This is a genomic window from Algoriphagus resistens (genome assembly GCF_001442615.1).
Lineage (GTDB): Bacteria > Bacteroidota > Bacteroidia > Cytophagales > Cyclobacteriaceae > Algoriphagus > Algoriphagus resistens.
Genome location: NZ_LMXN01000006.1, coordinates 219,218 through 242,650 on the forward strand (window position 1 = coordinate 219,218; position 23,433 = coordinate 242,650).

A 23,433-nucleotide genomic window follows, 5' to 3' on the forward strand; every position below is an offset into this window, starting at 1 on the left:
TTTTCTCAAGTAAACTTCCCACCTGGTTTTTAAGCAATTTGAGATAATCTTAAGAAACAATTCTGTTTAAAAATTGACTGGGGTTACGCCTACCCATTTGGGAAGAATTTAGGTATAAAGTGGATGGGTTTTCTGAAACAACAAATTCAACATCAATACAAAAATCCAAAGAGCCAGAGTGGAATCTTCTTTGCAGTGCCGTATTCAAGGTCATCGAGTGCAAGAAAGGCGTTCTGTATACCTGCAATCTGTTTCCCACTTTTTCCTTTACCACCTATTTCAAACGTATAGCTGCCATCTATCAGGAAGTCCCCGGCTTTTGGATAGGTGACACGGTGACCTGCCCCCGACAATTGTGTATAAAAGAAAGTTTCCCGCAGATTGCCATCATTGGGTTGACCTTCAGCCAATGCCATTATGAGGCTTGTATTGTGCAAGAGCACCTTTTCAGGCTTATTCATTAGACTCACGCCAAATGCTGCGCTGCGTAGGTTATGGATCAATTGTGCCTTTTCCAGTAGATCAAGCATTTCCAACAGCCTGTTACGGGAGGTGCCTACCTGATCGGCAAGTCGTGTAATATTTGGGGTAAATGGTACAGCTGTGGAAACGATATACAGCAACTTCTTCAGTTTAGCTAGTGTGCTCGATTCTATGGAACGGGCCTCAGGCAAGTCGTAGTCAATAATCACATTGATCAGCTGATTCAAGCGCATAAGATAATCTTGCTTACCACCTTCCAAGAAAAAGGGATAGGCCCCCATTGTTAAATAGTCCCTGAATGATTTCAACGGCGATTCCAGCTTCCTTTTCAATTCATCTACGATCTGCGTATGATGTTCAAGGACATCCGTCAATGTAAATGACGGCAATACCAATCGATCTTTCAGTGCGATAAATTCGCGCAGCGATAATTCTGGCAGGTAATAGCGTAACATCCTTCGGCTTAAATCGGCTTCTGAACGCTGTAAAGCTAAAATAGACGACCCGGAGACCACCAACTGAAGCTGCGGCTTGAAATCATACAGGTTCTTCACTTCTCTTTGCCAGTCTGCATACTTATGTACCTCATCCAAAAACAAATGCCTGCCACCATGATGATAAAATTGTTCGGCAACATCGATCAACGTATGCTGCGTGAAATACAAATCGTCTACGGATAGGTAAAGCGTTTTATCCAACGGCAAGTTTGACTTAATATGCTGCAACATCAGAGTAGATTTGCCCGTCCCGCGTGCTCCTTCTATGCATACTGCCTGCGCCTTCCAGTTAATGTGTTCGGCGAGTCCTCGTACAAACCTTGTTTTTACACCCCCTATAAGCTCCCTATATTTAGTAACTAATACTTCCATCGTATCAGCAAAGATACTAAAAATATTAATAAACGTATCGTATGCGATACGTTTATATCAAAAAAACATATCACACCATGTACGATAGAAGGGAGAACAGGTCTCTTACTAAGCACTGAAAACACAAATAATCATGAAATTCTGACTGACATGAGTATGAAAATCTGATTAAAAAAACGGAAAAAAGGGAAAGCTACAATTACTCATTAAAATGCCCCACTCTCCTTTAAAAATAAATTACCTCCCCATCTAAATACAAGCTAAAAGTGGAATATCCTCAACCAAATGGTTCGACTTCACTCCCACCAACTCCAGTTGATGAGACAAATCACTCAAGGAATCGAAACTAATCCTCTAGGAGAGGAAATTTATTCTGATGATTCATAAAAAGCTAGTCAAATTGAGTTGGTAAAAATACACCTGACACAGAAGTTTTATGGGCGTTTTAACCTATTTTATTAGTCTCCAAATCATCAATGATACGTAGCAATACCCATATATCCTCTTTTAAATGGTTCGAAAAGACTCTTCCTTCGTCCATAATACAAGCGTTAACAAGGATTATCGAAGGTCTTTATTTCTGAATCCAACTTCAAAATCCTTTCAAAATCTTCCATAAATTGGTTCGATATAACTAGGGCTTTGCCAACCAAACCAGTTTCAAGGGAAATCAAAAGCTTGTAAACCAGTAGATTTAATCGATCAGTGTGAGCGCCATTTAGGCGATTATATTGAAGTTGAGCACTGAGTGTTCTTTCTTCTTGAGTGAGGCATCTTCTTTGAATACCACGTCCAGACTACAATGGAGGTTGTTTTCCACTGCCCAGTGGCTCCTTACTGTACATGGATGAGCTTCGCATCCGCTTTCAGGGAAGTTTTACAGTACCTGGTCTCGACAGTTCTTTTCCAGTCTGTTTGATAATTCTTTCTGATGTTTTTCTTACAACGAATTTTAAACCCGTCCACTCCTCCCTCCTGTCAAAGAACTCCAATTGGTCGGCCACTTCACATAGTCTGTGCGCTACCCTTCCATGTCCAAGCTCATTGCTGCTGTATTCTGCTTTAATCGGGGTAATGGAAAACAGCTTTTTAACCTTCAGCGATTTTTAAAAGCGATTTTCCTGGATTAACTGCTTCATTTTTGTATTTTCAAAAGCTCCTAAATTTAATCCTATGAAATCGAGCATGACTCAAGAGTCACACACTGGAATGATTATAATGCATGCGAGATTCCATGTGGCCACCAAAAAGAAATTACAAACACATGAAAGAATCTCAGAGAATCCGAAGCCTTTTTACAAAGCAATACAATGATGATCCATGGTTGGGGGTAAATTTTGTGGATAAACTAAAGCAAATATCTCCAGAACAGGCGGCTCATAAATTTTCCCCACGGACTAACTCAATCTGGGAAATTCTCAATCATATCATAAGTTGGCGCGAAATGGTACTGCAGGGGATCCCTCAAAATAGTTATTCCAGCCCAAGCCATAATTTCTTTCTGCCCATCATAGATCCCTCCGAGAAAGAGTGGGCAAAGACATTGGATCATCTCGGCAAGTCACAACAGTCCTGGTTGGAATACTTGTCAGCTTTAGATGAATCGGTTTTTGATGAAAATTTCGGGGGCACCAACTTTACTTATTATGAATTGATTCTTGGGGTATTGCATCATGACATTTACCATTTGGGGCAAATATCGCTTTTGGCAAGGCTTACAACTGAGATCACATAGACTACTATCGCTAGCATTTTACTGATGTGTGACAACTTAGACTCTTAACTTAATCCTAAAAGAAAGACTGGGTAGCAAAACCCGACAGGGTTCAATATGCTCTGTTTGCCTAACTTTTTGGATATTCAGCCGTTTTCTCAATCATGAAAAACTTGCTTTTGGCGGTAATCAGTATGTTGATTTCTCTCGGGAACTCTATGGCCCAGGAAGTCATTTTGAAGCTTAACTCTGATGGAAGTTCTGCACAAGTAAGGAATTACCTCTTCCATGAAGTCATAGATTCCCGGGTAGCACAGGCAATTGGTCAGATCTATGATTCTGAACGAAATAAATATAATGTCAGCTATAAAGACAAACTGGCTGATCAGGCGCTCCAATTTTACAATTCAAAAATCAGCTCTCGGAACATATCCTATGAGTTACTAGTGAAGATTCATAACCTCGATGTCAAAGAAATCTACCAGGCTGACCGCAAAGCCTATAGAGGTGAGATACAACTAAGCCTTGGGTTCTTTTTACGGGGACCTAATGATCCTGTGCATTTAGTAGATTTCAACAGTGGCCTTAACTATAGCAGACCAACACAGGAGATGTACCGTGTGGAAGCTTCAATTCAGCGGTTGTTTGAAAATAGCTGGGAATACTTTGATGCCTGGCTCAGCACCCAATACAAAAGCAATCGTGCGCTTGTTAAAAAAGTACGTTTGCAAATAGCTGATCCTATCAGGCCCAGTGTGAAAGACACTGTATTTTATGACCCTGCAAGACCATTGACCTGGGAGGATTTTACAGAATCTCCCAGTCCGATAAGTTCGTTCAATGCGACGATCTTCAGCAGTTTATCCATAGCGGGGAATGCTTCTATTGTGGATGGGGAAATAGTACAGCATATTGAAGTAAAAGTGTATATGCTTCCCGGCCAATCTTGGGTAAAGGATGCAAATGCCTATGCCAATAATCATGAACAGAGACATTTTGATCTGACCCGAATTGCTGCAGATCGCATGATCCATAGGCTAGAAAATCTGGATCTGAAACCATACCTGTATGAGGCAAAGCTCAATGAAGTCTACCTGGATGCCTACCGGGAAATGAATCGCCTGCAGGAATTCTATGATGGCCAGACACGTCATGGCCTAGATAAAGAAGCGCAAGCCAGATGGAACCAGATGATTACCGAGGCACTTTCAGGAAATTGGGAGGGCTTAGAAGAGCTATTGGAAAAGGAAAACTAAGACTATTTCTTTAATCTGAAGGGTAAATATTCAAAAAAATGCTTCCTCATTTGCATTTTCTCAATGACCTCCTATCTTTGCCAACGATAATGGAAAACAGCAATAGAAATATTGATTTTTTGGCAACTGCACATCAAGGCGACTTGATGCATCACTTCCATCATTCCTCCTGAGGAATATTTTTACACACCCGGTGAAGCCGATGATAGGGATTCCGCTTTTCACCAAAAACACTTACAATCTTTTACTTCTTAGCGTAACTTGCCAACATGGAAAAAATAATCCGTATTGCCGTACAAAAAAGCGGCCGACTGTCTGAAGACTCACTTAGCCTCATCAAAGAATGTGGTATTAAGTTTTATAATGGAACAGGCAAACTCAAATCAACTTCCACAAATTTCCCGATAGAATTTCTATTTCTCCGTGATGACGATATTCCTGGCTATGTAGCGGATGGAGTCGCCGATCTGGGAATTGTAGGTCAAAATGAAGTGGTAGAAAAAGACAAGAATGTCACTACAATGAAGGCGTTGGGTTTTTCCAAATGCAGGCTTTCTCTTGCTGTCGCTAAAGGGCAGGAGTACAACGGAGTGCATTTTTTCAATGGAAAAAACATCGCTACCTCCTACCCTAAAATCCTCGGGGATTATCTCAAGAGCCAAAACATCAATGCTGACATCCATGAAATCTCAGGCTCGGTAGAGATTGCTCCAAGCATAGGCTTGGCTGAAGGAATCTGCGATATCGTAAGCTCTGGCTCTACGCTGATGATGAATGGCCTGAAAGAAGTTGAAGAAATCTTCAAATCTGAAGCTGTTCTGATCGCAAACAATGACCTTGCAGATTGGAAAAAGGAGATCGCTGAAAAATTGTTGTTTAGGATCAATGCTGTTCAAAAAGGAAAAAGCAATAAATATGTCCTGCTCAATGCACCAAATGAGTCCATTGATAAAATTATCAGTTTGATTCCCGGAATGCGAAGTCCTACTATTTTGCCTCTTGCTCAGCAAGGATGGTCATCTGTCCATTCAGTTTTGAATGAGGATCAATTCTGGGAAAACATTGAAGAACTAAGAGCCGCCGGCGCGGAAGGCATCCTAGTCGTTCCGATCGAAAAGATGATTCTCTAAGTAAAACTATCCTATTCAAACTTTAGACCAGATACAAGATGAAAATCCTGGATAATCCTGCGAAGGAAACTTGGAAAAAGCAGTTGGCCCGACCAACCTTTAAAACCAAGCAGATAACTAAGATAGTGAAGCCTATTCTGCGGAAGGTGAAAAGAAATGGAGACAAGGCCCTATTTAAATTTGCAGCAGAATACGACCATGTTGAACTGGAGTCATTATTTTCATCGGAAGTAGAAATCCAGGCCGCTTCAGCTGCATTATCCCCAGCCTTAAGAGAAGCCATACAAGTAGCCAAAGGCAATATTGAGCGCTTCCATATGGCACAGGCTACACCTGAACTGGTAGATGAAGTGATGCCCGGGGTAGTGTGCAGAAGAAAAAGTGTAGCAATCCAAAAAGTTGGCTTGTATATTCCCGGTGGAACTGCACCGCTTTTCAGTACCGTCTTGATGCTTGGAATTCCTGCTGTACTGGCCGGATGCAAAGAAATTGTGCTTTGCTCTCCCCCTAATAAAGAAGGGAAAATCCATCCTGCGATTCTTTATGCAGCCGAATTGGTAGGTATTACTAAAATCGTGAAAGCCGGTGGAGCCCAAGCAATCGCTGCCATGACTTTCGGAACTGAAAGTGTACCGAAGGTGGATAAGATCTTTGGTCCCGGAAACCAGTTTGTGACAGCGGCAAAGCAAATCGCAACTAAATACGGCGTAGCAATTGATATGCCCGCAGGCCCATCAGAAGTTTTGGTCTATGCAGATAATTCAGCCCACCCGGCATTTGTAGCAGCGGATTTGCTTTCCCAGGCAGAACATGGCGTAGACAGCCAGGTGATATTGGTCACAGATACAGAGCAATTTGCAAGACAGGTCATCAAGGAAATAGACGCTCAAATTGAAGATCTACCTAGAAAAGATATTGCAAAAAAAGCCTTGTCCAACTCAAGAGCGGTACTAATGGACAGCGCTGAGAAAGCTATGGAGCTGATCAACTTCTATGCACCCGAACACCTGATCATCAACGTACTCGAAGAAGAAACTGCAGTGGATGCGGTGTACAATGCCGGATCAGTTTTTATAGGAAACTACACCCCAGAGTCAGCTGGTGACTATGCATCTGGCACCAATCACACGTTGCCTACCTATGGCTATGCGAGAAATTACAGCGGCGTATCACTCGACAGCTTTGTAAAGAAAATAACCTATCAGAAAATCAGCCCCGAAGGTTTGAAAAATATAGGTCCAACCATCGAAATCATGGCAGAAAATGAACTGCTGGAGGCACATAAAAATGCCGTATCAATAAGACTCAAGCATCTAAAAAAACAGAAGAAATGAAGTTTGACTTAACCCCATTACTGCGACCCCACATCGTAAACCTTCAGCCATACACCTCCGCACGCGATGAATATACCGGCAAGGAAGGCATATTTCTGGATGCAAATGAAAATCCCTATGGATCTGTCACGGATGAGGAGTATAACCGCTACCCCGATCCCTATCAGGAAGAACTCAAAACAGAAATCGCCGGGATAAAAAATGTAAAACCATCCCAGATATTTTTGGGAAATGGCTCCGACGAAGCGATAGATTTGCTTTTTAGAGCATTTTGTAACCCCGGAAAAGACAATGTAATTCTTCTTCCCCCTACCTACGGAATGTATGAGGTGAGTGCTGGTATCAATGATGTAGAAACCCGTAAAGTTCCGTTGACCGCAGATTTCCAACTTCAGCCTGACCTTATTCTCAAAGAAACAGATGAAAATACCAAGATCATATTTGTCTGTTCACCGAATAATCCAAGTGGCAATAAAGTGGAACGTGAGGATATTCTAAAGTTACTTAGGAACTTCCACGGCCTGGTGGTTGTGGACGAGGCATATATAGACTTCAGTGATGAGCCTAGTTTTACCAATTATCTGAATGAATACGGCAACCTACTGGTGATGCAGACATTCTCCAAAGCATGGGGATTGGCTTCCCTAAGATTAGGGATGGCTTTTGCCAGCAAGAAAATGATTAAGATCCTAAACCGGATCAAACCTCCTTACAATATCTCTGGGCTGACCCAGCAGACTGTTTTGGCAGCAATCCAAAAAGTGGATAAAGTGAATGCCATGATAGCAGATATTCTCCAGGAGCGGGAATACTTAAGAAAGGAAATAAGCCAGCTTGATTTTGTGGAGAAAATCCATCCTTCGCATGCGAACTTCCTGTTGGTGAAAATCCCAAATGCCGGACATGTATATGATGACCTGATCGAAGAAAAAATCATAGTCAGAAACAGATCAAAAGTCCAGCTTTGTGAAGAATGTCTTCGGATCTCTGTCGGAACAAGAGCTGAAAACAATGCCTTTATCCAAGCGTTGAAAAAAATCCACGCAGAAAGCTATAACCTTTAAATCATGAAGAAGAAAGTACTATTTATAGATAGGGACGGGACAATAATAAAAGAACCTCCTACTGACTATCAGGTAGATAGCTTAGAGAAGTTAGAGTTCTTGCCGAAGGCAATTTCTAACCTTCGCAGGATTGCCGAAGAAACAGATTATGAACTGGTGATGGTGACAAACCAGGATGGCCTGGGAACGGCTTCTTTTCCGGAAAGCACCTTCTGGCCTGCCCAATTCAAAATGCTGAAAACGCTGGAGCAGGAGAATATTTTCTTCAAGGAAATCCACGTTGACAAATCTTTTGAAAGTGAAAATGCACCGACCAGAAAACCAAACACAGGGTTATTGACCGCCTATTTCTCTGAAGAATATGATTTGGCAAATTCCTATGTAATCGGGGATAGACTCACTGATGTAAAACTTGCTGAGAATCTTGGTGCGAAGGCAATATTCATAGGTGAGCCTACGGAAAGGGCCGCTTTGAGTACAAAGGATTGGGATGAGATCTATGCATTCTTGAAAATGCCTCCCCGATCGGCAGAAGTAAGCCGCAAGACTTCAGAGACCGATATTTATATCAAATTGAACTTAGATGGGAATGGGCATTGCGACATTAAAACCGGTTTGCACTTCTTTGATCACATGCTTGAACAGCTTGGAAAGCATGGCAGCACAGACCTTGAGATCAAAGTGAATGGTGATCTGCATATCGACGAGCATCATACAATAGAAGACACTGCACTTGCTCTTGGGGAAGCATATCTGAAAGCACTAGGGGATAAAAAGGGCATCTATCGCTATGGATTCCTTCTGCCTATGGATGACGTGCTTGCGCAGGTTGCAATTGACTTTGGAGGGCGGCCATGGATCGTATGGGAAGCGGAATTCAATAGGGAGAAAGTTGGGGATATGCCCACGGAGATGTTCTACCATTTCTTCAAATCCTTTTCAGATACGGCCAAATGCAACCTGAATATCAAAGCTAAAGGCGCTAACGAGCATCATAAGATTGAGGCAATCTTCAAAGGGTTGGCTAGAGCTATAAAAATGGCTGTTATGCGCGATCCGAGAAATATCAATCAACTTCCTAGCACTAAAGGAGTACTCTAACATTCAACCGATTAGGATCATTTTAAGCTAAAAAAGGTTTCCTTCAAAAATATTTAAAGGATTAGGAAAATTTCGAAGGAAATATTTTTCCTAATCCTTATTTTTTTGTTCATTTAGTCATGAAACGACTTTTACGTACCCTGACTATTCTTTTATTAATAATTGTAAGTAGCTCTTGCTCAAGTAGCATTCAGAAAATTGAGCATCTTTTCAACGATAAGAAGTATGAAGATGCAATCTCTGACTTAAACCAATACCTGTTCTTCCACGTGACAGATGTCAAGGCGCTACACATGCGGGCAAGATGCTATGAAGAGCTTGGGCAACTGGAAAAATCCAAGTCGGATTATGAGCGTATCATCTCCATTGACAATGAATATGCCCAGGCATACGCTGGTTTGGCCAAAATGCTTTTTGAGCAAAAGGACTACAAAAATGCTGAGCTGAGTATTCTACGTGCCGCTACCTTGGATGCCACTGACTTTGAAATTTTATATTTGCTTGGACGCACGATGATTATGACCGAAAAGTTCAGAGAAGCAGAGGAATTCCTCAGGAGAGCTTCCGTACTGAATCCTGACCATGCAAAAGTTTACTTTTACATTGGGATGGCCCTTGCTTACCAGGGAGATGCTCTGGGATGTGCCGCCTCCTTCAATTCTTATGTAAACAGGGAACCCGATAACATGGTAGGAATCTATAATCGCGGGTTTGCCTATATGAATGCAGGGTATTTACCCTGGGCACTGGAGGATTTCAATACAGTCCTCAAGAAAAACCCAAATCACCTTGAAGCAATGGCTCGCAAGGGGCTTTGTATGGCATCAATGGGGGATTCTGAAGGTTGTAACCTTCTTCAAAACGCTGCCATCAAAGGAAGTAAATATGCTAAAGAGCAATTGGAATTTTGCAATTCCTAGTCCCCTTGAATTAAATAGAGACAACCGACTAATCCAGTAAACTAGTTTAAGCAAGGATCTGCTATAACCATTTTTTTTGCCTACAATTCTTCTAAAATCGGTCTTTAGGCTTACTTTTGGCCTTTGCTCACTTATGGACCATAGAAAACTTGTCATAATCCCTACTTTCAATGAGAAAGAAAACATCGTAGAGATGATCGAAGCTGTTATGGGTCTTTCCGGTGGATTTGAGCTTTTGGTGATTGACGATGGAAGTCCAGATGGTACCGGGACTCTGGTTAAAGACCAATTGAGAGTCTTTCCAGAAAGGCTTCACTTAATAGAACGTCAAGGCAAATTAGGCTTAGGAACTGCTTATATTACTGGATTCAAATGGGCACTTGAAAAAGGCTATGATTACATTTTCGAAATGGATGCTGATTTTTCCCATAATCCTGACGACCTAATCCGGCTATACGAAGCTTGTGCTGACCGTAATTTTGATCTGGCTATAGGGTCTAGATATATTACAGGAGTGAATGTGGTAAACTGGCCAATGGGTAGGGTTTTGATGTCCTACTTTGCCAGTGTGTATGTAAAATTCATCACAGGATTGCCTGTAAAGGATGCCACGGCAGGATTCAAATGCTATCACAAATCAGTACTTGCAGGGATCAAACTCGATGAGGTAAGATTTGTGGGGTATGCCTTCCAGATTGAGATGAAATTCACCACCTGGAAGCTTGGGTTCAAACTGGTAGAAATACCCATTATATTCACCGACCGCACAAAAGGAACTTCGAAAATGAGCCCTGGGATTTTCAAAGAAGCAGGATTTGGCGTGATTTCCATGAAAATCAAAAGTATTTTTAGCCCTTATCAGCTTAATCAAAACGGATAGACCGAATAGGATCAACCCTGGAGATCACCATTACAGGTATCCACAGCACTGCCGCAGTCAGGATAATAATCCCAAAATTTATCAGGATAAATACCGGCCAATTCCAGTCAATAGGCACATAACTCATGTAATAACTCGCGGCATCCAGAGGAATCAGTCTAAACTGATCCTGAAAGAATCCTATTCCCAGCCCCAGGATATTTCCAATGGCCATGCCACGCAACAGAATATTGATTCCATTCCAAAAGAAGATTCTTCGGATTTGTTTATTGGTAGATCCCAGTGCTTTGAGTAAACCGATCATTTGGGTGCGCTCCATAATTAAGATAAAGAGAATCGCCCCCATATTAAAGATCGCTACGAAGCCGATCAAACCTATGAACACGTAGACATTATTATCCAATAAACTTAGCCAATCGAAGATCTCCAAGAACTTATCCTGACTACTAATTAACTTTAAATCATAATCCATAAACTCCTCTATAAGTGGTGTATATGAACTAATTTTATTAAAGTCATCGACAAATATCTCCAGACCACCGACCTGATCTTTTGTCCAGTTGTTTAGATTTCTAATCGTCTGCAATTCCCCAATGATGATCTTCTCATCAAAGTTTTCCAGATAGGTCTGAAATATTCCCACCACTTCCACTCGTCTATATCTTGGCGGATCCTGGACGAAGTACAGTGTTATTTCATCTCCTACTTTTAACAAAAGCCTGTTCGCAATATGCTGGCTCAGTAGGATTTCATTGCTGGTTCCTTCCTCAGGAATTGTGATCATTCTGCCCTCAATCACGTACTTAGCAAATGCCAGGGAATCAAAATCCGGCCCTATTCCCTTCATTATCACTCCTTCCACTTCCTGCTCACCTTTGATCAACGCTGCTTTGTGAGCAAAGGACTGGACTTTCCTGATAAATGGAAGCTGCTTGTAGGTTTGGCTGAATTCAGAATTCTGGGAAAAAGGCGCCTCTTCAAAGGCATTGCTCATCGTAAAGCGCTGCACCTGATAGTGTCCAGTGAATCCGTAGACTTTCTCTGAGACAGTACGCTGAAATCCCCCCAACACCATGAAGGAGATTAATGATACAGCCAAACCCAAAGCGAGGCTTCCTACTGCGATTTTATGTATGGTGGCCGAAAATCCACCAGCTTTTTTAAAACTGATTCTTTTGGCGATGAAATAGGAAAGGTTCAAAGGACTGCTTTAATTTGTTCGATCAGAATGCAAAATAGCATGAAGCAAACGAAACTTTCGCCCTTTATTTACTTTTTGAGTTTAGCACTGCTAATTATCATCAATTCCTCTCACTCATGGGCACGGCAAAGCACACCCCTGCCCGGTGCTGAGCGTCCCGAACTTTACCTTGATCAGCTACAGGGAAAGAATGTAGGCATTGTCGCAAACCAAACAAGTATATTGCCCCATAGTGCCAATAAACATGTGGTCGATTTCCTTCTGGAGAAAGGTGTTAAAGTCAAAAGGGTATTTGTGCCGGAGCACGGATTCCGTGGCAGGGCTGATGCTGGTGAAAAAGTGGATAATACTGTTGATTCCAAAACAGGTCTGCCTATTATCTCCCTTTATGGAAACAACAAAAAACCAAAGCCTGATCAAATTGCAGATTTAGACATTTTAATTTTTGATTTGCAGGATGTGGGGGTGAGATTTTACACCTACATCAGCACCATGCATTACCTGATGGAAGCTGCTGCTGAAAACGGTAAAAAAGTGATCATTTTCGACCGGCCAAATCCAAATGGGAATTACATTGCAGGCCCGGTGTTGCAAAAAGGCTTTGAAAGTTTTGTGGGAATGCACCCAATTCCTGTCGTGCATGGATTGACCGTAGGAGAGCTGGCACAAATGATCAATGGGGAAAAATGGCTGAAAGGTGAATTAAGAGCGGATCTGGAAATAATTCCCGTCGCCAATTGGGATCACACTACCCCGTACAACCTGCCCGTAAAACCTTCACCAAATCTTCCGAATGATCTTTCTATCAAACTTTATCCCAGCACTTGCTTTTTCGAAGGGACTATTGTTTCACTTGGCCGTGGCACACATTTCCCTTTTCAGGTATATGGCTATCCTGACCCGAAATTCGGGAACTTCACCTTTACTCCAGTAAGCATAGACGGAATGTCAAAGAATCCTCCCCACCAGAACAAAAAATGCTTTGGAGTAGATTTGAGAGAGGAATCAATGAACCATGAGTTTACGCTAAAATATCTGCTGGATGCCTACCGAAAATCCGAAAAAGGCCAGGATTTCTTCACTGACTATTTCAATTTACTTGCCGGGACAGATCAGCTGAAAAAAATGATCATGGAAGGGAAATCAGAATCTGAAATCTCGGCGAGCTGGGAAGCTGACCTGGAAAAATATAGCTCGCTCCGAAAGAAATACCTCATCTATAATTAAGGGCAAAATCGGGTTTTGAAATTTCCGATTTTAAATCTCAAATGAGTTTGACAATGAACAAGAACCTTAGAATCATCTATATGGGCACACCGGAGTTTGCGGTGCCTGCGTTGGAAATATTAGTTGAAAATAATTGGAATATAGTGGGAGTCATCACTGCACCGGACAAGCCAAAAGGCCGTGGACAGAAACTCATCCCTTCTCCTGTGAAGCAAGCTGCTCTTAGATTGGGCCTTACTGTTCTTCAACCTACAAATCTTAAATCTGCTGAATTCCTGCAAGAGCTTCACGCCCTGAAGGCAGATTTGCAAATCGTGGTAGCTTTCCGGATGCTTCCAGAATCAGTGTGGGATATGCCACCACTGGGCACTTTCAATCTCCATGCATCGCTTTTGCCTAATTACCGTGGTGCTGCCCCGATTAACTGGGCAATCATCAATGGGGAAAAGGAAACTGGTGTAACTACCTTCTTCCTAAAACATGAAATAGATACAGGCAGCATTATCTATCAGGAAAAAGTCCCTATCCTAGAAGAAGATGATCTGGGCATTGTCTATGAAAAGTTGATGAAGGTCGGTTCGCAGCTCGTCCTCAAAACGGTTGAAGATATTGCTACAAGTAACATTCATGCGCTTCCCCAAGATGAATCCAAAGCGATTCATCATGCTCCAAAAATATTCAAGGAAACTTGCGAGATCGACTGGAACAAATCTGCAGAATCCATCCACAACCTAGTTCGGGGACTCTCTCCATACCCTGCTGCCTGGACAAGATTCGAAGAGAAAATCTGTAAAATTTACAAAACAGCTTACTTCCCTAACCAAAAAACCAAAAAACCTATCGGTGAGCTGGAAACAGATAACAAGACTTTTCTAAAAGTTCAGACAGGATATGGAGTCTTGGAAATTTTAGAGCTTCAGCTTGAGGGGAAAAAGCGAATGAAGGTAGATGAGCTGCTTAGGGGAACTAAATTTTCGTGATACCCCCGTCCGTGGCCAGATGAGGCTGTCTCAAAACTGATAAATACCACATCGAGTATCGTTCCTCCCACGTGTCGTCTATGACAGGCCTGGCTTCATGCTCACTCGATTTCATATGATTATATCTTGTCTTTTAAAGGTCATATGGAATCTCGCATGCATTATAATCATCCCCCTGTGTACCTTTTTCGACATGCTCGATTTCATCTGATTCTTATATTTCCCCAGAACAAAACGGAATCTAATTATTCTGTGCAAAATTAAATTAAATGGAAATTTCCTGTTTCGGTTGATTTTTAGGAACTTGTAAACTCATTATTAATTTTTAAATGTACAATTATGAAAAATATCACTACAAATTCGTTCTTCCTGCTTCTTTTCACTTTTATATCATTTTCTGTGGAAGCTCAATTCATCAAGAAAATCCAAAACGCAGCAAATCGAGGAATTGAGAATGCAATAGAAAAAAAGGTAGAGGCGGAAGCCTCGAAAATGACCGAGAAGCAGCTAGAGAAAATATTCTCTGACATGTATGGTGATAGCGAAGACGGTACCCCTAGCGGAATAGACATGGGCCAACTCATGAAAGGGATTGGTGAACCGGTTGATACCGAATCGGCGTATGAATTTTTTGGACACATTGAACTTGAGATGATAAGTACAGATGAGAAAGGAAAAACCAGTGACCCTGTTCTAATGAGATCTTACTTGGCAAAATCTTCCGATTACACGGGTATGGAGCTGGTAGATCCCAAAAATCCCCAAGCTTCAACGGCAATGGTCTTTGATGTAAAAAACCAGGCTTCTATAATCTTTCTTGACAATAAAGGTGAGAAGTCTAGTTTCGCCTATAAAATGGACTTGGATGCAATAGACGAGGCAGTTGAAGAGCAAATAGAGAATGACAGTGAGGAATTTGAGGTTACAATGGAAAAGACCGGTAAAACCAAAGATATCCTCGGATATGCATGTGAAGAATACCATGTAAAAAGTGAGGACGGGGAAGGGTATTATTGGATAACGGAAGAACCCATTGGAGGCTATTCCTCTTTCTGGAGCAGCAACAGTCCGATGATGACCTCAAAAGCCCAGCAAAGATATGCCAAGCATTTTAAAAATATGCCAAAGGGCAATTTTATGGAACTGACCTACAGTACAGAGGAGTCAGGGGTCATTGAAATGAAAGTGAAAGAAATAGATGAGTCCGCTCCCAAATCGCTTACGATGGCAGAATATCCTAACATTATGAATTCGAAGGAAGAGAATTAATTCTGTTCTTTTTTATTTTTTCCGGTGCCCAGGCCTGTTATCTTCAAGGCAAGAAGCATTTTCATGAAGATATCACTAATAGCAGCTCTGGCTAACAACAATGTAATCGGTCAGGATAATGACCTGGTTTGGAGATTACCTGATGATTTCAAACGATTTAAACGAATCACTTCCGGCCATTTTATCTTAATGGGAAGGAAAACTTTTGAATCATTGGGCACACCACTTCCCAACCGTACCCACATAGTAATCACCAGAAATAAGAACTACCAAGTACCTGAAGGCCATTACGTCTTTGAAAGCGTGGAAAAGGCATTTATCTTTTGTCAAAAGATGGAAGTAAGCCAGCTCTATATAATCGGCGGCGGGGAAATTTACAAACAAACGCTTCCGCTGGCAGACGAATTGCTCCTTACCCAAGTAGATGCCGCACCCGAAGGGGATACTTTTTTTCCGGAATTCAACAAGGAAAATTGGAAAGTCAATTTCTCTGAATTCCACCCCGCTGATGAGCATCATCAGTACTCCTTCACTTACCTCAACTACGAAAGAATCAACAGATCATGACTAAAAGGGTAATATGGATCACCGGTGCATCTTCAGGTATCGGCGAAGCTTCGGTTTACAAATTTGTGAAGGAAGGGTTTCAAGTCATACTTTCAGCCAGAAATCAAATCGCACTGGAAAAAGTTAAATCCTGCTGTGCATATCCAGAAAATTGTAAGGTGCTTCCTCTTGATCTAATAGATCAGGCTTCTTTTGAAGAAAAAACCATGGAAGCAATTGCAGCTTTTGGGCATGTGGATATGATCCTGCACAATGGAGGAATCAGTCAACGCTCCCTGATCCGGGAGACTCCCCTAGAAATAGACCGCAAATTAATGGAAGTAAATTTCTTTGGTACTGTGGCACTTACCAAGGCACTTCTCCCCCATTTCATAGCAAGGAAGACCGGTCATTTCGGGGTGATTTCTTCGCTGGTGGGAAAGTTCGGGTCGCCCTATCGATCGAGCTACGCAGCTGCCAAGCATGCGCTACACGGATTCTTTGAGTCGCTGAGATTGGAGCATTTCCAGGACCATATCGCAGTCACAATGATTTGCCCTGGATTCATCAAAACGGATGTATCCAAAAACGCATTGACAGCGGACGGAACTCGGCTCAATGAGATGGACAAAGCCCAGGCAAATGGAATGAGTGCAGAAGCTTGTGCAAAGGAAATCTTCAATGCACTCACTAAGAAGAAAGAAGAAGTGTATATAGGAGGAAAGGAAATTATGGGGATTTACTTAAAACGCTTTGTCCCTACAATTTTCACTAAAATACTGCGTAAATCAGAAGTACGATAAGCCTTTAGACGCACAGATGACGAAGAAGCCATCCAAGTCATCATTACCAACCTTGAGAGATTCCAAATTGCCTTAAAAAATCAATTATACACAGATGAAAGTAGTAAGAGCCGAGGTAATCGCCATTGGAGATGAATTACTCTATGGACAAATAGTAGATACAAATAGCCATTGGATCAGTCAGCAGCTGGATTTGATAGGTGTGAAAGTAGTACGTAAGACGACCATAGGTGATGATAGAAAGGACATTTTAGCCGCTTTTACATCTGCTGAGGCCAGGGCGGATATAATTTTGATTACAGGAGGACTTGGTCCCACCCAGGATGATTTGACTAAAGCGCTGATGGCGGAATACTTCGACTGTCCTGTAGTCGAAAATCCAACTGCAGTAGAAGCTGTCACTGAGTTCTTCAGGCAACGGGGAAGAGAAATCACCCCATTGAATATATTACAGGGGCATCTTCCTGCTTGCTGCACTTACGTTCCAAATGAAGTGGGGACCGCCCCGGGAATGTGGTTTGAGCGAAACGGAACCTACTGGATGTCTATGCCCGGTGTGCCGCATGAGATGAAAAAATTGATGAGGGACTTCGTCTTACCCAAGCTTCCGACACTCTTCCCTCTCCCAATTATAGTCCACCGCACAATAAAAACTGTAGGAATAGGGGAAAGCTGGTTGGCAGACCTGATTAGAGATTGGGAAAATGCGCTGCCTTCAAGTATTCGACTGGCCTATTTACCATCCTTGGGCCATGTCAAACTTCGGCTTACCGGCTTTGGAACCGACAGGACTGAAATTGAAAACGGGATAAAACAGCAGATTGATCTGGTGCTGCCAAGTATTCAAAATTACGTCTATGGTTATGATTCTGAATCATTAGAAACCGCTATAGGCAAACTTTTGGTTGCCAATAAGAAAACAGTAGCTTTAGCTGAAAGCTGTTCCGGTGGGTATATTTCCCACCTGATTACCAGTATTTCGGGTAGTAGTTCGTATTTTCAGGGAGCTGTAATTCCCTATCATAATCAATTTAAGAACGAAATTCTTCAAGTGAAGAATACTACGTTAAATTCATTTGGGGCGGTTAGCGAAGAGACAGTAAAAGAAATGGCAATTGGTGTCAGGGAATTATTCAAGGCTGATTTCGGGTTGTCAAGTAGTGGTATAGCCGGACCAACTGGGGGAAGTGAAGAAAAACCTGTGGGGACAGTCTGGATTGCTTGTGCCGGAAAAACATTCGTAGAGACGCGGAAACTTCAGTTGACACAGGACAGAATGGTCAATATTCAATTGACGGCTGTTGCAGTTTTGAACATGCTTCGAATTTGTATTTTAGAAAAATAACAAATAAAATTTCTATTAAAAGGTTTGGGATAGAGTTTTATAAAATTTAATTTTAAAACTTGTATATAAACCCAATAAATCATTAAATCATAACCATGGCGATTGTAGAAATGCTGATGCCCAAAATGGGTGAGAGTATCATAGAGGGCACGGTCCTAACCTGGCTAAAGAAAGAAGGGGATCTCATCGAACAGGATGAATCTGTATTAGAGGTAGCTACCGACAAAGTAGATACTGAGGTTCCTTCCACACATGCCGGGGTTCTAAAGCAGATTCTTGCCAAGGAAGGTGATGTAATTGCTGTCGGAGCGCCGATAGCCATTATTGAAACAGCTGCCGGTGAAAAAAATGCGGTAGTACAGACAACAGAAACTTCTAAGAAGGAAGAACTGGTGGCATCTGTTCCGGAAAATACAGCCTCAAAATTGCCTAACGCCGAAACCACTCCCGAAGCTGATAATTCGGGAGATGATAGATTCTACTCTCCTCTGGTGCAAAGTATCGCTAAAGAAGAGGGTATCTCCAAAACAGAGCTTGCGAAAGTGCCGGGAACAGGAAAAGACGCAAGGGTGACGAAGCAGGATATGTTGAATTACTTAGAATCCAGATCAACAGCTGAAAAACCAGCTAGTTCTATTCCTCCTATTTCCGCTCCCAAAGCGCAGATTAGTGTCTCCGGAGAAGATGAGATCATCGAAATGGATCGCATGCGTAAGATGATCGCACATCGCATGATCGAGTCCAAGCAGATTTCCGCCCATGTTACTTCCTTTGTTGAGGCTGACATGACAAACATTGTATTATGGCGAGAGCGAAACAAGCTTGATTACAAAGCCAAATTTGGAGAATCCATCACATACACCCCGTTCTTTATAGAGGCAGTCGCAAAAGCAATCCGTGATTTCCCAATGATCAATATCTCCGTAGACGGAGATAGAATTATCAGAAAAAAAGACATCAATGTTGGTATGGCGGTTGCCTTGCCCAGTGGGAATTTGATAGTTCCTATCATCAGGAAGGCTGATCAGCTCAATTTGGTCGGGATCTCTAAAAAAGTGAACGAGCTAGCCAATCTTGCGCGAAACAATAAATTGAATGCGGATCATTTAGCGGGTGGCACCTATACCGTTTCCAACGTAGGTTCATTTGGAAATGTGATGGGAACTCCTATCATTCCCCAGCCACAGGTGGCAATCATGGCCGTGGGGGCAATTGTGAAAAAACCTGCGGTAGTAGAAACCCCTACAGGTGATGTCATCGCAATAAGACATAAAATGTTTCTCTCACACTCCTATGACCACAGGGTAGTAGATGGCTCGTTGGGCGGAAAATTTGTCAAGCGGGTGGCTGACTATCTGGAAGCATTTGACATCAACACTCCTTTATAATCAAAAAAGCCGGTTTTGAAAACCGGCTTTTTCGGTTCAAGCGCCAGAGTTCTGTTTCAGGGAATATTCCTTTAATTTTTCAGCAAGAGCAACCAGGCGAATTGGCTTGGTGAGGTAATCATCCATCCCTGCCTCTGCTGCCTTTTTCTGATCTTCATCAAAGACATTGGCAGATAGCCCGATAATAAAAAGTCTTCCTTTCTCTCCCAACAGTCTGATCTTCTTAGCAGCTTCCAGTCCATTGAGCACCGGCATCTGGACATCCATCAGTATAATATCATACTCCTTTTTCCTAACCAAATCCAACGCTTCTTGCCCATTTCTGGCTACAGCAAAATCATAATACCCTAGTTGCTCTAGCATCAAAGTCATCAGCTCGAGATTGAGATCATTGTCTTCTGCCAATAAAATCCGGGCAGGATACTCCTGGGCCATATCATTCCAGTTTGATCGCTTAGGCAATTCGTCAGAAGAATGTTTAGACACAACCTCAGGTGCGTTCTTTAGAATAACCGAAAAGGAAAACTCCGCTCCTTTTCCGAGCTCACTTGAAATAAGCAGTTCCCCTCCCATTAATTCTACGATTTTCTTGGCAATCGCCAAGCCCAACCCAGTACCTTGATAACTCCGGCTGCTTGAACTTTCCACCTGATAAAACGGGTCGGTCAATTTAGGAATTTCTGCTGCAGGAATTCCAATTCCGCTATCCTTGACACTGCACCGCAAGAAGTTAATCTCTCCGGAAATATTTTCCATTTCAAGCTTCACCAAGACGGTCCCTCCCTTGGGCGTAAACTTCACCGCATTGCCTACAAGATTGAGAATAATCTGATTGATCTTTTCCGCATCCCCCTCCATCAACTCTTTCGTCTCCGGTGAATACAAGGTAGTAAGGTTCACACCCTTCTTCTGCGCCAGTCCATAAAAAATCTGAACCTGTTTTTCCAACTCTTCTGCCGGAGAGAAGACCACAGAATATAGGTCTATTTTCCCTGCTTCAATTTTCGAATAATCAAGGATGTCCTTGATTATATTCAATAAAGAATTGCCTGAGTTTTTGATAATTTCCAGGTACTGAAGCTGTTCAGCATCCAGTTCAGTTTGATCCAGCAAGTCAATGATTCCCAGAAGCCCATTCATAGGAGTTCTGATTTCATGGCTCATATTGGCCAAAAATTCAGACTTGGCCTTACTTGCCTGATCAGCTGCATTCATCGCTTCCACCAACCCCTTTTCCCAAATGCGCTGACTGGTGATGTCTTTGGCAATTGACATCATCCGTTTGGAATCCAACGGAAAAAAACGGACCTCAAAGTATTGACTGTCCTGGCCAATTCTAATCTTCAGATCAATGGTCTGGATCTGCCCCGTTTTTCTTGCCAGATTAAAGGCAAACTGTGTTTGCTCGCGCTGTTTTCGAGGAACCAAATCAAACACTAATTCACCGATCAAAGGCCGGTCCAATGAGTTAAGAACTTTCTGGTCCCTCGCATGGGATTCCAATACTATACCATCGTTGTCATAGGCAAAAATGATATCGGGAATATTATCTATAAGATTTTGCAGGCGTTTTCCGCTTTCGATCAACTCCTTTTTACTTTGATATTGATCAGTGATATCTGTGCATATGCCAAGTCCGCCATTGAACCTGCCCTTCTCATCAAAGAGTAACTTCTCAAAAACCCGAAGCCGAATCTGTTTGCCGTCCGGTTTTCTGAAATCATACTCCAGATCGACAAAAGATTTATTCTGACCCAATGCACTTTTCACGAGCTCTTTGATATTCAAGGCATCTTCATATTTCCCCTCACTTCTAAACGCCTCCAAAAATTCGGATTTGGGATACCCCAAGATCTCATCCACTTCATCACTTACACGGGTAATTTCTCCCTTATAATTATGAAAAAAGACAAAACCCCGAAGTTCCTTTAACAGGAGGTTTTGCTGGTCAAACAGTTCTGAAATTTCCTCGGCACTCTCCTGTAATAACTTCTGCGCTGCTAACCTGCTTTGTAAGGAAAGAGCAAAGAAAACCACAGTTCCTATAAGCAAAAGTACTAACGCTATGAATAAGAAAAGATAAGTACTATATATTCCTCCGATGATCGAATCTGACTCAATCATGAATAAGAGCGCAGCTCCTTCATAAATCTCTCCAAAGTCAAAAGGATATTGTACCAACACCCCAGACCCAGAAGCAGCCCCTTGCTCCCAATCAACATCATAGAGACCTATAACCCCAATTGAAGCATCATTTCGGATTTTCTTTAAGGATAAATTGTCAATTGACAGTTCATCTTCATTTTGCTCAAGATCCAGATTTTCCAGCTTCTCACCCAACATCAGAAATTTGCTCCCCCCTCTGTTCAGGTAATAGTGGGTTACAAAATTCTTTGTAAACTGAATAGGGTCCAAAGCAAAAGAAAGTTCGAAACCAATTTCATTCCCTTTGGTTAAGAAAAGGAAATCACGATTTCCTTTTCCAGGTACCTTTCCATAAAATTTACTTCTAATAAAGTCATTTCTTTCGGTCTTTGTCAGGTAGATAACCGAATCCTGAAGGGTCACCCAGACCGTATCTATCAAGCCAGGATAATTATTATAAACCTTTCTAACCACCTTGGTCAAATCATCCCCAAAATCATCCGCGTCTAACCCGTCATCTTCCAGATAGTCTAGCAGCCCCTTGGCGTTTTCTTCAAACCGATCAATTGCTATCTCTATTTCCGTAGCTGCAAGCTCTGATTGCTTTCTCAGAAACTCCCTTCTGGATTTGATTTCAGCATCTTTAATAGCCTTAAAAAAGCTTACGCCAAGAATAATTACAAGCACCACTAAAACACTTCCGCTGACAATCGTCAACCAATAATCCCTACGATATCCACTATCCTTTATCATCAGGATTTGAGTTTAACCTCTATTAAATACCAGTCAAGAAGTGTAAATGGAACGGCATAGGCAGCTATCGGGCTAAACTCATCTTTGAAAAAGAAATGAGATTTTCTATTTAAAAGAATGGCTTTGGCCATTTCCCGAACTTCATTATTCTTACTGTTAAACAGGTTAAAGTCCGAGATCCGAAAGTTATCCGCAAGAATTGTTTCTTTATACACATGGTTCAACAAAGGAGGGAAACTCAATGCCTCAATCGCCTTACCATTCCCTCCTACAATATCCCCTTTACTGTTTACGATTAAAAAATCCCCTTCCTTATTCTTTAAAAAACGGGTAATCAGCTCATCTACGGTAATATCAATCCCAAGGACTGCATATAATTCTCCCTGCTCAACCACCGGATGAACCAAGGAAAGAATCCATCCCCTACCTGCCGGGTCGACATAAACCTCAGGTATCCAAACCGGCCCCCGTTCAGGATTATGCTTAAAATCTCCCTCATAAAAAAAATTGAAACGCGTAAGATCAATACCGGGATCCAAAAGTGTTTTAGAGTCATACGCAGGAAAAACGCGGGACACTTGATCAACCGAATTGTAATAAACCTGTGCCAGCATACTGTGTTTTTCAAAAGTCTGATAAAACAACGAATCCATGCCATTGGTGATCAGCACATGCTGCATTGCTGAGTCATAGTCAGGTGTGGTGTTGAGTATAACCACAGAACTTAGTTTCCTGGAATCCTGGGGTGAATTCGTTGAATACCCCCCAACAAAATCATATTTATCTACCTCAACATACCTCTGCAAGCTATCCCTGTTTTCTAAAAGGAATTCAAAATGATCTTTTAGCAGAATAATTTCCCCATTAAGATTAGTAAGCTCAGATTCTATTTCCTGAACAATAGACCGGTCAAAAACCAGCTCGCTGTTTCTGCTGTTATTTGCAGCAGGTTCGCATGAAAATAAGACGATCAGTAACGGAAAAATCCAAAAGATTGATTTCATGAGGCTTAAGCTGATCGGGAA

The 23,433-nt window shown here is 42.0% G+C and carries 19 protein-coding genes; 15 read left to right on the forward strand and 4 right to left on the reverse strand.

What is annotated here, in order from left to right; genetic code table 11:
* Positions 1 to 152: 152 nt before the first annotated feature.
* Complete coding sequence (locus AS141_RS13065) at positions 153 to 1,352, reverse strand: ATP-binding protein (RefSeq protein ID WP_057938101.1); 1,200 nt, start codon at positions 1,350 to 1,352, stop codon at positions 153 to 155.
* 1,264 nt (positions 1,353 to 2,616) lie between these two features.
* On the opposite strand from AS141_RS13065, the gene AS141_RS13070 reads away from it, so the two are divergent.
* From AS141_RS13070 to AS141_RS13105, 8 genes are all read left to right on the forward strand, one after another.
* Positions 2,617 to 3,087: a DinB family protein gene (locus AS141_RS13070; protein WP_157243469.1), complete on the forward strand. Its 471-nt coding sequence runs from the start codon at positions 2,617 to 2,619 to the stop codon at positions 3,085 to 3,087.
* A gap of 143 nt (positions 3,088 to 3,230) precedes the next feature.
* A complete protein-coding gene (locus tag AS141_RS13075; protein WP_057938103.1) occupies positions 3,231 to 4,322 on the forward strand; it encodes a hypothetical protein in 1,092 nt (363 codons plus the stop codon).
* A 269-nt stretch (positions 4,323 to 4,591) separates the two neighbouring features.
* Positions 4,592 to 5,452: an ATP phosphoribosyltransferase gene (gene hisG, locus AS141_RS13080; RefSeq protein WP_057938104.1), complete on the forward strand. Its 861-nt coding sequence runs from the start codon at positions 4,592 to 4,594 to the stop codon at positions 5,450 to 5,452.
* 38 nt (positions 5,453 to 5,490) lie between these two features.
* Positions 5,491 to 6,786 (forward strand): histidinol dehydrogenase, encoded by a 1,296-nt coding sequence (gene hisD / locus AS141_RS13085; protein WP_057938105.1) that lies wholly within the window; start codon positions 5,491 to 5,493, stop codon positions 6,784 to 6,786.
* A complete protein-coding gene (gene hisC / locus AS141_RS13090; RefSeq protein ID WP_057938106.1) occupies positions 6,783 to 7,850 on the forward strand; it encodes a histidinol-phosphate transaminase in 1,068 nt (355 codons plus the stop codon). The genes hisD and hisC overlap by 4 nt, the downstream gene beginning before the upstream one ends.
* Before the next feature lie 3 nt (positions 7,851 to 7,853).
* Positions 7,854 to 8,951 (forward strand): bifunctional histidinol-phosphatase/imidazoleglycerol-phosphate dehydratase HisB, encoded by a 1,098-nt coding sequence (hisB, locus tag AS141_RS13095; RefSeq protein ID WP_057938107.1) that lies wholly within the window; start codon positions 7,854 to 7,856, stop codon positions 8,949 to 8,951.
* A gap of 119 nt (positions 8,952 to 9,070) precedes the next feature.
* A complete protein-coding gene (locus tag AS141_RS13100) occupies positions 9,071 to 9,871 on the forward strand; it encodes a tetratricopeptide repeat protein (protein WP_057938108.1) in 801 nt (266 codons plus the stop codon).
* A 133-nt stretch (positions 9,872 to 10,004) separates the two neighbouring features.
* On the forward strand, positions 10,005 to 10,751 hold the full coding sequence (locus tag AS141_RS13105) for a polyprenol monophosphomannose synthase (protein WP_057938109.1): 747 nt from the start codon (positions 10,005 to 10,007) through the stop codon (positions 10,749 to 10,751).
* Here the strand turns inward: AS141_RS13105 and AS141_RS13110 are convergent.
* Entirely contained in the window at positions 10,735 to 11,952 is a 1,218-nt protein-coding gene (locus AS141_RS13110; protein WP_057938110.1) for an ABC transporter permease, read from the reverse strand. The two genes, AS141_RS13105 and AS141_RS13110, sit on opposite strands and share 17 nt — an antisense overlap.
* Positions 11,953 to 11,991: 39 nt before the next feature.
* Between AS141_RS13110 and AS141_RS13115 the strand changes: the two genes are divergently transcribed.
* The 7 genes from AS141_RS13115 to AS141_RS13145 all read left to right on the forward strand — a co-directional run bounded on the left by AS141_RS13115 (position 11,992) and on the right by AS141_RS13145 (position 19,510).
* A complete protein-coding gene (locus AS141_RS13115; protein WP_057938111.1) occupies positions 11,992 to 13,179 on the forward strand; it encodes an exo-beta-N-acetylmuramidase NamZ family protein in 1,188 nt (395 codons plus the stop codon).
* A 53-nt stretch (positions 13,180 to 13,232) separates the two neighbouring features.
* Positions 13,233 to 14,159 (forward strand): methionyl-tRNA formyltransferase, encoded by a 927-nt coding sequence (gene fmt, locus AS141_RS13120; RefSeq protein WP_057938112.1) that lies wholly within the window; start codon positions 13,233 to 13,235, stop codon positions 14,157 to 14,159.
* 339 nt (positions 14,160 to 14,498) lie between these two features.
* Positions 14,499 to 15,428, forward strand: coding sequence for a DUF4412 domain-containing protein (locus AS141_RS13125; RefSeq protein WP_057938113.1), 930 nt, complete (start codon positions 14,499 to 14,501; stop codon positions 15,426 to 15,428).
* A gap of 63 nt (positions 15,429 to 15,491) precedes the next feature.
* Positions 15,492 to 15,995: a dihydrofolate reductase gene (locus AS141_RS13130; protein WP_057938114.1), complete on the forward strand. Its 504-nt coding sequence runs from the start codon at positions 15,492 to 15,494 to the stop codon at positions 15,993 to 15,995.
* Entirely contained in the window at positions 15,992 to 16,777 is a 786-nt protein-coding gene (locus AS141_RS13135; protein ID WP_057938115.1) for an SDR family oxidoreductase, read from the forward strand. The genes AS141_RS13130 and AS141_RS13135 overlap by 4 nt, the downstream gene beginning before the upstream one ends.
* Positions 16,778 to 16,871: 94 nt before the next feature.
* Positions 16,872 to 18,122, forward strand: coding sequence for a competence/damage-inducible protein A (locus AS141_RS13140; protein WP_057938116.1), 1,251 nt, complete (start codon positions 16,872 to 16,874; stop codon positions 18,120 to 18,122).
* A gap of 95 nt (positions 18,123 to 18,217) precedes the next feature.
* A complete protein-coding gene (locus tag AS141_RS13145) occupies positions 18,218 to 19,510 on the forward strand; it encodes a dihydrolipoamide acetyltransferase family protein (RefSeq protein WP_057938117.1) in 1,293 nt (430 codons plus the stop codon).
* A 36-nt stretch (positions 19,511 to 19,546) separates the two neighbouring features.
* Here AS141_RS13145 and AS141_RS13150 read toward each other — a convergent pair whose 3' ends face one another.
* Positions 19,547 to 22,408 carry a PAS domain-containing hybrid sensor histidine kinase/response regulator gene (locus tag AS141_RS13150; protein WP_057938118.1) on the reverse strand — a complete coding sequence of 954 codons (2,862 nt, stop codon included), beginning with the start codon at positions 22,406 to 22,408 and terminating at the stop codon, positions 19,547 to 19,549.
* Positions 22,408 to 23,412, reverse strand: a complete 1,005-nt coding sequence (locus AS141_RS13155; RefSeq protein WP_057938119.1) for a PDC sensor domain-containing protein — start codon at positions 23,410 to 23,412, stop codon at positions 22,408 to 22,410. The genes AS141_RS13150 and AS141_RS13155 overlap by 1 nt, the downstream gene beginning before the upstream one ends.
* Between the last annotated feature and the right edge of the window lie 21 nt (positions 23,413 to 23,433).